General features: G+C 62.1%; 11 protein-coding genes. 2 read left to right on the top strand and 9 right to left on the bottom strand.

What is annotated here, in order from left to right; genetic code table 11:
• On the bottom strand, window positions 1–555 hold a 555-nt coding region (locus tag AC3WWH_RS17940; RefSeq protein ID WP_492377124.1), incomplete at its 3' end, for a TetR/AcrR family transcriptional regulator.
• 96 nt (window positions 556–651) lie between these two features.
• Here AC3WWH_RS17940 and AC3WWH_RS17935 point away from each other — a divergent pair.
• A complete protein-coding gene (locus AC3WWH_RS17935) occupies window positions 652–1,440 on the top strand; it encodes an SDR family NAD(P)-dependent oxidoreductase (RefSeq protein WP_057248971.1) in 789 nt (262 codons plus the stop codon).
• A gap of 253 nt (window positions 1,441–1,693) precedes the next feature.
• A complete protein-coding gene (locus tag AC3WWH_RS17930) occupies window positions 1,694–2,623 on the top strand; it encodes an aldo/keto reductase (protein WP_057248972.1) in 930 nt (309 codons plus the stop codon).
• A gap of 83 nt (window positions 2,624–2,706) precedes the next feature.
• On the opposite strand, the gene AC3WWH_RS17925 is transcribed toward AC3WWH_RS17930, so the two are convergent.
• From AC3WWH_RS17925 to AC3WWH_RS17890, 8 genes are all read right to left on the bottom strand, one after another.
• On the bottom strand, window positions 2,707–5,268 hold the full coding sequence (locus AC3WWH_RS17925; RefSeq protein WP_058320723.1) for a GcvT family protein: 2,562 nt from the start codon (window positions 5,266–5,268) through the stop codon (window positions 2,707–2,709).
• A gap of 329 nt (window positions 5,269–5,597) precedes the next feature.
• Window positions 5,598–5,975 carry a cytochrome C oxidase subunit IV family protein gene (locus tag AC3WWH_RS17920; RefSeq protein ID WP_057248974.1) on the bottom strand — a complete coding sequence of 126 codons (378 nt, stop codon included), beginning with the start codon at window positions 5,973–5,975 and terminating at the stop codon, window positions 5,598–5,600.
• Window positions 5,976–5,984: 9 nt separating this feature from the next.
• Window positions 5,985–6,707, bottom strand: coding sequence for a heme-copper oxidase subunit III family protein (locus AC3WWH_RS17915; protein WP_058320724.1), 723 nt, complete (start codon window positions 6,705–6,707; stop codon window positions 5,985–5,987).
• An 11-nt stretch (window positions 6,708–6,718) separates the two neighbouring features.
• Window positions 6,719–7,423, bottom strand: a complete 705-nt coding sequence (locus AC3WWH_RS17910) for a cytochrome c oxidase subunit 3 (RefSeq protein WP_058320725.1) — start codon at window positions 7,421–7,423, stop codon at window positions 6,719–6,721.
• The gene (gene ctaD / locus AC3WWH_RS17905; RefSeq protein WP_057248977.1) at window positions 7,420–9,195 is read right to left on the bottom strand and encodes a cytochrome c oxidase subunit I; all 1,776 of its coding nucleotides are present in this window, start codon (window positions 9,193–9,195) and stop codon (window positions 7,420–7,422) included. Before ctaD ends, AC3WWH_RS17910 begins: the two co-directional genes overlap by 4 nt.
• A gap of 156 nt (window positions 9,196–9,351) precedes the next feature.
• Entirely contained in the window at window positions 9,352–10,194 is an 843-nt protein-coding gene (locus AC3WWH_RS17900; RefSeq protein WP_057248978.1) for a cytochrome c oxidase subunit II, read from the bottom strand.
• 241 nt (window positions 10,195–10,435) lie between these two features.
• Window positions 10,436–10,822, bottom strand: coding sequence for a c-type cytochrome (locus AC3WWH_RS17895; protein WP_058320726.1), 387 nt, complete (start codon window positions 10,820–10,822; stop codon window positions 10,436–10,438).
• Between the two features lie 204 nt (window positions 10,823–11,026).
• Window positions 11,027–12,094 carry an ABC transporter ATP-binding protein gene (locus tag AC3WWH_RS17890; protein ID WP_058320727.1) on the bottom strand — a complete coding sequence of 356 codons (1,068 nt, stop codon included), beginning with the start codon at window positions 12,092–12,094 and terminating at the stop codon, window positions 11,027–11,029.
• Window positions 12,095–12,104 lie beyond the last annotated feature (10 nt).

Raw genomic sequence — 12,104 nt, 5'->3', positions numbered from 1 at the left:
GGCCCCTTCGCCATCCCCCGCCGAAAGCCAGCCGCGCGTCGCCTCGAGGATCTCGTTCGACAGGGCCGGATCGTCGGTCATCCTGGCCAGGATCAGCGCGCCGATCATGCTCGCCGAATTGCCGATCGCGGCACGGCGCCTCTGCTTTTCGTCCAGGCCCGGCGCTATTTTACCCAGGCGCTCGAACTGACGTTTGAGAAACGCTGTCATTTCCGTGCGTGCTCCCTGGGGTTGCCGGCTCACTTCCGACGCCAGGGCGGCAAGCGGGCAGCCATGTGCGAAATCGTCTCGATGCTCCGCTGAAAGATAGCGCTGTGCGACGGCGGCCAAGTCCGTCGACTTTGGCTCGGCTTCTCCCCGGAGTCCGGCCAGGGTCTGGGCAATCAGATCATCCTTGGACTTGAAGTAGCCGTAGAAGCCGCCGTGGGTGAGCCCGGCCGACTTCATCACATCCGTCACTGTGACGGACTCGAAACCACGCTCCCGGAACAGCCGACCAGCCGCCTCCAGAATGGTTCGCTTGTTGTCTTCGACCTGCTGTCGGCTCACGCGCATCACCGTCTCCTAAATTTCGATTGACATTATACATGATGGCCGTCATATATCCAAATACATGATGACTATCATGAATAAATCAAAGGAGCACACCCGATGAGCAAGAAGTCTGCAGTCCTCGTAACCGGTGCTTCCACCGGTATCGGCGCCGTCTATGCGGAGCGATTTGCGCGCCGCGGTCACGATCTCATTCTGGTCGCACGCAATGCGGTGCGCATGGCAGAGCTTGCCGAGCGGCTGCGGAGCGAAACCGGCGTGAATGTCGACGTTGTGCCCGCCGACCTGACGGACGAGCAGGATCTGGCCAAGGTCGAGCAGCGCCTGCGCGAGGATCAGCGTATTGGTGTTCTGGTCAACAATGCCGGCACATCGATCCCGCGCGGCTTCCTTCAGCAAAAGGGCGAGGACATTTCGAAGCTCATCTCGCTCAATATTACTGCCGTCACCAGGCTGGCCCATGCCGTAGCGCCGCGTTTTGCCGAGAGGGGTGAGGGGGCGATCGTCAACATCGCTTCCGTCGTCGGCCTTGCGCCGGAGATGGGTGCTACTGTCTATGGCGCGACGAAGGCCTTCGTGCTGTTCCTTTCCCAGGGGCTGAACGTCGAGCTGGCGCCCAAGGGCGTCTATGTGCAGGCGGTGCTGCCGGCTGCGACGCGCACCGAGATCTGGGATCATGCGGGCGTCGATGTCGAAACGCTTGCGGGCGTGATGGAGGCCGGCGATCTCGTCGATGCGGCACTAGTCGGCTTTGATCGCCGCGAGTTGGTGACGATCCCGCCGCTGCCGGACGCCGGCCAGTGGCATACGTTCGACGCCGCGCGCCAGGCGATGCTGCCGAATTTCGCACAATCCGAGCCGGCTGAGCGTTATCGGTCGGCTGCCTGATCAAACCGCTGGCCGTGGGAGCGGACGACCGTGTCGGCTCCCACGACAATAGGACAGCAAAGCGCTGGCGGGCGACCCGGCGCATTGCTCGTCATCGCTACCCGCTTCGCACGATCGTCGATAATGCTCGGGCGTTTGCCAAGCGCCCTCGGGCTGGTAGAGATTGAGGATCAAAGATTCGCTACCGCAGCCAGTTGCGCCTGCGGGCGGAAATCCTCCTTCGAAACAATGTTGACGGTGCGAGCATAATCCGATGAGAAAATTCAACCTGGGAACAACCGATCTCTCCGTTTCATCCGCCGTTCTCGGCCTGATGCGGATCGCCGATCTCAGTGATGACGCCATTGCCCGGCTTTATGGCAAGGCGCGGGACGTCGGCATCAACGTCTTCGATCACGCCGACATTTATGGCGGCGAACTGCATGCCTGCGAGCGTCGGTTCGGCGATGCGTTGCGGCTGAAGCCTGCCGAGCGTGAACAGATCGTTATCCAGAGCAAGTGCGGTATCCGGCGCGGCTACTTCGATTTCTCCCGCGACCATATCCTCCAGTCCGTCGACCGCTCGCTTGCGGCACTGAAGACCGACTATCTCGATCTTTTGCTGCTGCATCGCCCGGATGCCCTGGTGGAGCCGGAGGAAGTGGCCGATGCCTTCGACAAACTGCAGGCGGGCGGCAAGGTCAGGCATTTCGGCGTGTCGAACCATACGCCGCGGCAGATCGATCTCCTGAAGACGGCCGTGCGCCAGCCGCTCGTCGCCAATCAGATCCAGCTGAGCATTGCCCACGCCCCCTCGGTCGCGTTTGGGATTGCCGCGAACATGGCGGGTCTCGAGCAGTCGATCGACCGCGACGGCGAGGTGGTCGTCTATTCGCGGATCAACCGCATGACGCTGCAGGCCTGGTCACCGTTCCAGCAGGGCTTTTTCGGCGGTGTCTTCGTCGGCGACGAAACCAATTTTCCCGAACTCAACCGGGTGCTCGACGAACTCTCCGGCAAATATGCGGTGTCGCCGTCGGCCATCGCCTACGCCTGGATCGCCCGGCATCCGGCCAACATCCAGGTGGTCCTTGGAACGACGAGCCCGGAACGGCTGGCAGACATCGCGCCCGGCGCGGATACCACGCTGTCGCGCGAAGACTGGTACCGCCTCTTTACTGCGGCCGGGCACGTGCTGCCCTGACGGCGATTTTGGTGCGCCGGACAGTAAAAAGGCCCGCTCGGATGTGAGCGGGCCTTTTCGTTTTTGGTTCTGGTGCCGATCGATCAGGTGCGCGGCTTCAGGTTCTCGGGGTCGTAGAGCGGCTTGTAGCCGATGCCGACGACTTCGACCGGATAGGTCTCGGCGAAGTATTCGACGTTCAACTTGCGGCCGACCTGGCAATGGGACCAGGGCAGATAGGCAAGCGCGATGTTCTTGCCGATCGTCGGCCCGAAGGCGATCGAGGTGGTGTAGGAGCGGCGGCCGAGTTCGTCGACCAGCACCTTGCCGGTTTCCGGATCCATCACCGGCAGGGTGCCGACCGGGTAGCGCTTCACGCCATTCTTGTCGGTATTCTCCGTCAGAACGAGCGTGCAGAGCATGGCGGGCTGGTGTTCGCGCGCCTTGTATTCGAGGTGCTTGGCCTTGCCGCGGAAGTCGACGTCCTTGACCTTCGGACGGGCAAGGTCGGCCTCGATCAGGTTGTACTGGGTGAGAAGATCGGCGTTCTGCAGGCGCAGGCTCTTTTCCATGCGGCGCGAGTTGGCATAGGTTTCGACGCCGAAGGCCATGACGCCGGTGGCGCGTAGCGCGTCCCAGACGGCAAGGCCGTCCTCGTACTTCATATGCAGTTCCCAGCCCTGCTCGCCGACATAGGAGATGCGGAAGGCGGTGACCTTTTTGCCGGCGATTTCGATCGGCTTGATGGCGGCGAAGGCGAAGTTCTCGAGATCGAGGCCCGCCGGATCGGCAACCACCTTCTTCAGCGTTTGGCGGGCATTGGGCCCCCAGATGCCGATGGTGATGAATTTTTCCGAAACGTCGGTGATGGTGACGTCAAGGCCGCGGTCTTCCGCGACGCGGCGCATGTACTGGAAGTCGCGCGGTCCGGCATCGGCGCCGTTCACGAGACGGCAGCGGTCGGCCATGCGGAAGACGGTGAAGTCGGCCCGCACCATGCCCTCGTCATCGAGGAAGTGGGTGTAGATGCCCTTGCCGATGTTGCCGTCGCCACCGATCTTGGCGGCGCAAAGCCACTCGAGCAGTTCGACATGGTCAGGACCTTCGATGTCGACCATGTGGAAGTGCGACAGGTTGACGATGCCGCAATCCTCGCTCATCGCCAGATGTTCGGCGTTGGACACGCGCCAGAAATGGCGGCTGTCCCACTCGTTCTCGCGCACCGGAACGCGGTCGCCGTATTTTTCGAGAAGATGTTCGTTGGCGGCGTAGCCGTGCGCGCGCTCCCAGCCGCCGAGTTCCATGAAGTAGCCGCCGAGCTCCTTCTCGCGCTCGTAGAAGGGCGAGCGCTTGACGTTGCGGCCGCTGGCATAGGGTTCGCGCGTGTGCACGGCGGGGTAATAGATCTTCTGCGCCGCCTCGAAGCAGCGGCCCTCGATGAACGTCTCCTCGAGCTGGTGCGGGTAGAAGCGGGAATAGTCGATCGAGGCATGGTCGATCTCGGTGCGGCCGTCGGTCATCCAGTCGGCGATCAGCTTGCCGTAGCCGGGGCCGTCCTTCACCCAGATGGCGACGCAGTACCAGAGGCCGCGCACCTTCTGGCTCTCGCCGCAGGAGGGGCCGCCGGCGGCCGATACCTGAAGCAAGCCGTTGAACGAGTGGCTCTCGTTATAGCCAAGCTCGCCGAGGATCGGCGTCAGCTCCATGGCGCGCTCGAGCGGCTCGATGATCTGCTCCATCTCGAGGTCGCGCTGTGACGGCGACAGGCGCGCTTCGTGCTTTTCGAGAATATGCCGGGGATGGCAGAGGCGCGGATTGGTGGTCTCGTAATAACCCCACTCGATCTGGCCGCCTTCGGTGGTCTTCGGGTCGCCGGTGTCGCGCATATAGGCGGAGTTGCCCTGGTCGCGCAGCAGCGGGAAACCGATTTCCTTGCCGGTGCCTTCGAACTCGTTATACGGGCCGAAGAAGGTGAGCGGATGGTCGACCGGCATGACCGGCAGATCCTCGCCGACCATTTCGGCGATCAAGCGGCCCCAGATGCCGGCGCAGACGATGACGTGGTCGGCCATGATCGTGCCGCGGTGGGTGACGACGCCCTTGATGCGGCCGTTCTCGACGATAAGCGACTTTGCCGGCGTGTTGCCGTAGACCTGCAGCTTGCCGGACTTTTCGGCCGCATCGACCAGCTTGCCAGCAACCGTCTGCGAGCGCGGGATGACGAGGCCGGCATCCGGGTCGAACATGCCGCCCATCACCTGGTCCTCTTCGATCAGAGGGAACATCTTCTTGATTTCGGCCGGCGAGACATAGTGCGCGCGGGTGCCGAAGGCCTTGGCGGAAGAAAGCTTGCGCTTGATCTCCTCCATCCAGACATCATCGCCGGTGCGGGCGACTTCCAGGCCGCCGATGCGGGCGTAGTGGCCCATCTTCTCGAAGAAATCGATCGAATACTGCGTCGTCCAGACCGAAAGATAATCGTGGCTGGTGGTGTAGCAGAAGTCCGAGGCATGCGCCGTCGAGCCGATGTCGGTCGGCACACCTGACTTGTCGATGCCGACGATATCGTCCCAGCCGCGCTCGATCAGGTGGTGCGCGATCGAGGCACCCACGATGCCACCCAGCCCGATGATTACGACCTTCGCCTTTTGCGGAAACTCTGCCATTGCTTGCGACCCTAGTTGGATTGGATGCCGGATTTTACGGCTTGAGACGCCCCGACTAGAGCCTGTCTACGACATAATCATCAAACTGCACGACCAGAGCCGAGCAATCTGTGGATCGTGGAACGAGAGCTATCGGGACGGTCATGCCACTGATTTCGTGAGAAAAAGCGCCGAGGAACATCGAAGCGATTTCTCTTAGCATACAGAAGACGCGGGCGCATTCGAATGCGTCATCGCATGGGGCACGAATGTCGGTTTTGCGGCGACGCCGCCCCCTCCGACGCAGGTGATTTACCTGGGGTGTCCCGGCATGCTCTGCGACCTGGCGATCAGGGTGCGGCGCCGAAGAAGGCGAGGCGGGTGAAGAGCACGTAGTGCGATTCCGAGACCATCAGCGCCACGAAGACCAGCACCAGCAGCGGCGGCAGCAGGATCGCGTAGATCAGTGCCAGTCGTTCCCAGGCCATGTGCATGAAGATCGCGACGATCAGGCCGGCCTTCAGCACCATGAAGAGCAGGATCAGCGACCATCTGAGATAGCCCTGCAGCCCGACATAGTCGACGAGATAGGAGAAGGTGCTGAGCACGAACAGCAGCACCCAGACGACCAGGTAGAGGCCGATCGGATGCTGCTGGTGTTGTTCATGCGCCGGTGCCCGCGACCCTGCCTGCGGTATCGTGTCGGTGTGTGCCGTCGTTTCGGTCATGGCCATGCCTCACCACAGATAGAAGAATGCGAAGATGAAGACCCAGACGAGGTCGACGAAGTGCCAGTAGAGGCCGGTGATCTCGACGATCTCGTATTGCCCCTTGCGGCTCGTGAAGAAGCCGCGCCTGCCGGTGTCGAAGTCGCCACGCCAGACCTTGCGGGCGATGATCAGCAGGAAGATGACGCCGATCGTGACGTGGGTGCCGTGGAAGCCGGTGATCATGAAGAAGGTCGAGCCGAATTGCGCCGCACCCCAAGGGTTGCCCCAGGGGCGTACGCCTTCGGTGATCAGCTTGGTCCACTCGAAGGCCTGCATGCCGACGAAGGTGGCGCCGAAGAGCGCCGTCACCACCATGAGCAAAGCGGTTTTCTTTCGATCCTGGCGGTAGCCGAAGTTGACGGCCATGGCCATTGTGCCGCTCGAGGTGATCAGCACGAAGGTCATGATGGCGATCAGGATCAGCGGCACGTCGGAACCGCCGATGTGCAGCGCGAAGACCTCGCTCGGATTGGGCCACGGAACGGCCGTCGACATGCGCGCCGACATGTAGGCGATGAGGAAACAACCGAAGATGAAGGTGTCGCTGAGGAGGAAGATCCACATCATCGCCTTGCCCCAGGAGACGTTCTTGAACGTCCTTTGATCCGAAGCCCAGTCGGCGGCGAAACCGGCAAGTCCCGCCGGGCGGTGGAGCGGTTCTCGGACAGGCGAATGTGTCTCGACGGACATGCCTTGGCTCCTTAGGTCAAGAGTTGCCGGCAGAGCTCGACGAAGTCGTTGGCCCAGCCGGAAAAGAGCGCGAAAAGCACCAGCCAAACGGCCAGCATGAAATGCCAATAGGTGGCGCAGAGCGTGATCGACAGCACGGCCCTCTCGTCCATCGGGCCGGCGCGCGTTCTCACGATCACTCGGGTGAGCGCGAAGAGGCCGCCGAGGATGTGCAGGCCATGCATGCCTGATATCATGTAGAAGAAGCTGTTGGCCGGGTTGTCGGCGATGAGAAAGCCGGCCTCGGTCAGTTCGCGCCAGGCGAAGACCTGGCCCGCGAGGAAGGCGAGCCCCGCGGCAAGCGCGGCGATCAGGGCCGTTCGGCTTGCCTCGTCACGGTGGTTCTCGGCCGTCACGCGCGCAGCGTGAAGCAAGAGGCTGCCGAGCCCGAGGATGGCGGTGTTCAGCCAGAGGACTTTCGGCATTGGCGTCGACCACCAGTCGGTCGATGCCATGCGCATGAAATAGGCGCTGATGAAAAGCGAGAAGAGTGCGGCGACGACGGCGAGGAAGACGCCGAGGCCGATTTTTGCGGGTGGGATCGAAGGACGACCATCTGGACGCGGGTCAAACGCGTGACCGACCTCCAGCCAGGGCTTTGAGAAGAGCCGCTGCCGGCTGAGCCACCAGCCGGCGATCGTGAGAATCACGGCCAGCAGGATCAAGGTGACGTTCATGAGGCACCCTCCGGCGCATGACCTGCGGAGCCCGGCTGGTTCTGCGGAATGAAATCCTCGGCCGCTCCCGGCACGCTGTAGTCATAGGGCCAGCGGTAGACGACCGGCAGTTCCTTCCAGTTGCCGTGGCGTGGCGGCGTCTCCGGTGTCTGCCATTCGAGCGTTGTTGCCCGCCAGGGATTGCCACCGGCCTCACGACCATGGCGAATGCTCCAGATGAGATTGAAGAGGAAGAGGAGCTGAGCGGCGCCGACGACCAGCGCCATGATGGTGATGAACTCGTTGAGCGTATGGGCAGAGGCCGGGACGAAGGCGGTTTCGCCCATTTCATAATAGCGCCGCGGCATGCCGATGAGGCCGAGATAGTGCATCGGGAAGAAAATCAGATAGGCACCGACGAAGGTCACCCAGAAATGGATCTGGCCCATCACCTCGTTGAGCATGCGGCCGGTGATCTTCGGATACCAGTGATAGATCGCGCCGAAGATGACGAGGATCGGCGCCACGCCCATGACCATATGGAAATGCGCAACGACGAACATCGTGTCGGAGAGCGGCACGTCGACGACGACGTTGCCGAGGAAGAGGCCGGTCAGCCCGCCATTGACGAAGGTGACGATGAAGGCGAGCGCAAACAGCATTGGCAGCGTCAGGTGGATATCGCCGCGCCAGAGCGTCAGCACCCAGTTGTAGACCTTGATCGCCGTCGGCACGGCGATGATCAGCGTGGTCGTCGCGAAGAAGAAACCGAAATAGGGGTTCATACCGCTGACATACATGTGGTGCGCCCAGACGATGAAGGAAAGCGCGCCGATGATGACGATCGCCCAGACCATCATGCGGTAGCCGAAGATGTTCTTGCGGGCATGGGTACTGATCAGATCCGACACGATGCCGAAGGCCGGCAGCGCGACGATATAGACCTCCGGGTGGCCGAAGAACCAGAAGAGGTGCTGGAACAGGATCGGGCTGCCGCCGCCGTGCTGCAGCTGCTCGCCCATCTCGACGATCGCCGGCATGAAGAAGCTGGTGCCGAGCACCCGGTCGAACAGCATCATGACGCAGGCGACGAAGAGGGCGGGGAAGGCAAGCAGCGCCATGACCGTCGCGGTGAAGATGCCCCAGACGGTGAGCGGCATGCGCATCAGCGTCATGCCGCGGGTGCGGCCCTGCAGCACGGTGACGACATAGTTGAGGCCGCCCATGGTGAAGCCGATGATGAAGAGGATGAGCGAGGAGAGCATCAGGATGATGCCCCAGTCCTTGCCGCCGGGCGTGCCAGAGAGAACCGCCTGGGGTGGGTAGAGCGTCCAGCCGGCGCCGGTCGGGCCCCCGGGGGCGAAGAAGCTGGCGACGAGCACGAGCACAGCGAGCAGGTAAAGCCAGTAGCTCAGCATGTTGGCATAGGGGAAGACCATATCGCGCGCGCCAAGCATCAGCGGGATCAGGTAGTTGCCAAAGCCACCAAGGAAGAGAGCTGTCAGCAGGTAGATCACCATGATCATGCCGTGCATGGTGATGAACTGGTAGTAGCGCTCGGCGTCGATGAAGGCGAAGGCGCCGGGAAAGCCGAGCTGCAGCCGCATCAGCCAGGAGAGCACCAGGGCGACCATGCCGATGGCGATCGCGGTCGAGGCATATTGCACGGCGATGATCTTGGCATCCTGGCTGAAGACGTAGCGCGTCCACCAGCTATGGGGATGATAAAGCTCGACGTCCTCCACTTCCGCGGCGCCTATCGGTTCGCCCGTGCTATGCCGGATGTCGACCATCTGCGAGAACCTCCCAACACCGGATCATTTCGATCCAACGCTTTGAACCACGCAATTCCGGACACCAACGCTGGAATTGCTTTCGCTCACGAGCGGGATGCGAGCGGAAAACCGCAAGCACTTTTCCTCATCCCGCTTTGGCCGTCGGGGCGCTTCTTACTGCGCCGGGGCGGCATTTCCTGCCTGCGCCGTTTCTTTCGTCCCTGCCTTTGCCTGCAGCTGCGAGAAGGTCTGCTGCTGCGAAAGCCAAGCCTGGTAGTCGGCGGCACTGTCGACGACGACGGTGCCGCGCATCTGTGGGTGACCGACGCCGCAGAGTTCGGCGCACAAGACCTCGAACGTGCCAGTCCGTGTCGGCGTCAGCCAGAAATAGGTGACCATGCCCGGCACCATGTCCATCTTGGCGCGGAACTCCGGCACGTAGAAATCGTGCAGCACGTCGACCGAGCGCAGGAGCATCTTGACCGGCTTTCCGACTTCCAGATGCAGCTCGCCGCCTTCGATGACGTAATCGTCAAGCGCCGCTGCGTCATTGCGGTTGAGGCCGAGCGAATTCTCCGGGGTGATGTCGCGGGTCTCGGAGGTGCCGAGCTTGCCGTCCGCGCCTGGGAGCCGGAAGCTCCACAACCACTGCTGGCCGACGACCTCGACCTCCGTTGCGCCATCCGGCACGGTCACGAACTGGTGCCAGACGAAGAGGCCGGGGGTCAGCATGGCGGCGACGCCGAGCGTCGTGCCGCCGGCAAGCCACCCTTCGAGCTTCCTGTTTTCCGGTTCATAGGCCGCCCGGTTTCCCGGGCGATGCCGAAAACGCAGGACGCAATAGGCCATGAAAAGCACCACGGCGACGAAGACGACGCCGGTAATCCAGAAGGTGATGATGAGCGTATTGTCTATGTAATTCCAGTTGGACGCGATCGGCGTCCACCACCACGGGCTCAACAGATGGAACAACACCGACCCAACGGCCAACAAAACCAGAATAACTACCACGGCCATTTCTGTCCCTCCTCGCCGCTGGCGGCTGTGGGCATGAATACGCAATCCGTAGAGCCTGCTGCATGTTTCCTTTAATCGTCTCCGATTAAAGGACAAAAACATGCAGGAATTCAAAGTTCTACAGCGACCTTTGCGCGTCTGATACGACGCGCGGCGCTGTACCTGCAATAATTGCACGAACGTTGAATAGTCGCAATTCGCCGTCTCCGTGCGGACGGCGCTTGCCTTTAGTCTTTTCAGCCTACTGCGAATACTGCTTGAGGTAGGCAATGAGGTTGGAGATATCCGTGTCGTCCTTCAGCCCGGCAAAGGCCATTTTCGTGCCTTTCACCTTGGTCTTTGGATTGTGCAGATAGTCGCGCAGATGCGCCTCGTCCCAGACGAGCCCACCCTTGCCCGCATCGATCATCGCCGGCGAGTAGCTGAAGTCGGCGTGGGTGCCGGCCGTTCGTCCGAACAGATGGTTGAGTGATGGTCCAACCTTGTTGGTATCGCTGTCGGCAACATGACAGACAGCGCATTTCTTGAAGACGGTGGCTCCGGCTGCGGCATCGCCCTCTTGCGCGAGGGTTGCGAACGGACAGAGCATCGTTGTCGAAAAGGCAAGGGCAACAACAAGAATTCGCATGACACTTCCTCAAAATCGCCGGGCGCAGGCAAGGAAGGCTATCGTCAATCTGTCGTTTTGGCGGTGCTTGCTTCTCTTAAGTTGGCGCCACGGCGGTTGATACTTGCGACAGGACGACCGTACGCCTCGCCTTGTGGAAGTCAACCGGCGCAGCCGGCAGGTCGCCGGTTGCGCCTAAATTTTCACCAGGGACGGTGCGCGCGATTAGACCCGATTGCCGGCGGCGTCGAAGAAATGCAGCCTGTCGACCGGCAGGCGCACGGCAAGCGAACCCGAAGCGGTGAGGAACCGGCGGTCGTTGGTAAAGGCCTTGAAGCCGGCGTGGCCGAAGGAGAGATGCAGGATGATGCCGAACCCGGTCGGCTCGACCAGGTCGACATTGGCGCTCAGCACATCCGGCCCTTCGACGCCGATCTCCACATGTTCCGGGCGAATGCCGAGGGTGGCGCGGGCGCCGTCGGCGAGCGGCGGATGCGGTTGTGCCGGGATGACAACGCCGCCTTCCGTCTCGAATCGCGGGGCGGTGCCGTTCAGGTAGGTGCCCTCGAAGAAGTTCATGCCGGGCGAGCCGATGAAGCCGGCGACGAAGAGGTTTGCGGGACGGTCGTAGAGATCGAGCGGGCTGCCGACCTGCTGGACGAAGCCGCCGTTCATGGCGACGATGCGGTCGGCAAGCGTCATCGCCTCGATCTGGTCGTGGGTCACGTAGATCGAGGTGGCGCCGAGGTCCTTGTGCAGCTTCTTGATTTCGGCCCGCATCTGCTCGCGCAGGCGGGCATCGAGGTTCGACAGCGGCTCGTCGAAGAGAAACGCCTTGGGCTCGCGCACGATGGCCCGGCCCATGGCGACGCGCTGGCGCTGGCCGCCGGAGAGTGCACGCGGCCGCCGTTCGAGCAGCGGGTCGAGGCCGAGCTTGGCGGCGGCCCCTGAAACGATGCTCGCGATCTTCTCCTTGGCCGTCTTCCGGAGCCTGAGGCTATAGCTCATGTTCTTGGCGACGGACATATGCGGATAGAGCGCATAGGACTGGAACACCATGGCGATGTCGCGGTCCTTCGGCGCCAGCTCGTTGACGCGTTTTCCCGCGATGCGGATCTCGCCCGAGGTGACGCTTTCAAGCCCGGCGATCATGCGCAGAAGCGTAGACTTGCCGCAGCCGGATGGGCCGACGAGCACCACGAATTCGCCGTCGCCGATCTTGAGATCGACATCGTGCAGGACCGGGTGGATGCCGTAGGATTTCTGGATGTTGGCGATATCGATGGAAGCCATGAGAGCAATC

This window comes from Ensifer sp. EB106-03-01-XG145, from assembly GCF_058792075.1.
This window is presented reverse-complemented; position numbering and strand designations above follow the sequence as displayed.

What these genes read in the sequence shown, in the direction of transcription:
- AC3WWH_RS17935 (WP_057248971.1), top strand. Translation starts at nt 652, where the DNA reads ATGAGCAAGAAGTCTGCAGTCCTCGTAACCGGTGCTTCCACCGGTATC.
- AC3WWH_RS17930 (WP_057248972.1), top strand. Translation starts at nt 1,694, where the DNA reads ATGAGAAAATTCAACCTGGGAACAACCGATCTCTCCGTTTCATCCGCC.
- AC3WWH_RS17925 (WP_058320723.1), bottom strand. Translation starts at nt 5,268, where the DNA reads ATGGCAGAGTTTCCGCAAAAGGCGAAGGTCGTAATCATCGGGCTGGGT.
- AC3WWH_RS17920 (WP_057248974.1), bottom strand. Translation starts at nt 5,975, where the DNA reads ATGACCGAAACGACGGCACACACCGACACGATACCGCAGGCAGGGTCG.
- AC3WWH_RS17915 (WP_058320724.1), bottom strand. Translation starts at nt 6,707, where the DNA reads ATGTCCGTCGAGACACATTCGCCTGTCCGAGAACCGCTCCACCGCCCG.
- AC3WWH_RS17910 (WP_058320725.1), bottom strand. Translation starts at nt 7,423, where the DNA reads ATGAACGTCACCTTGATCCTGCTGGCCGTGATTCTCACGATCGCCGGC.
- ctaD (WP_057248977.1), bottom strand. Translation starts at nt 9,195, where the DNA reads ATGGTCGACATCCGGCATAGCACGGGCGAACCGATAGGCGCCGCGGAA.
- AC3WWH_RS17900 (WP_057248978.1), bottom strand. Translation starts at nt 10,194, where the DNA reads ATGGCCGTGGTAGTTATTCTGGTTTTGTTGGCCGTTGGGTCGGTGTTG.
- AC3WWH_RS17895 (WP_058320726.1), bottom strand. Translation starts at nt 10,822, where the DNA reads ATGCGAATTCTTGTTGTTGCCCTTGCCTTTTCGACAACGATGCTCTGT.
- AC3WWH_RS17890 (WP_058320727.1), bottom strand. Translation starts at nt 12,094, where the DNA reads ATGGCTTCCATCGATATCGCCAACATCCAGAAATCCTACGGCATCCAC.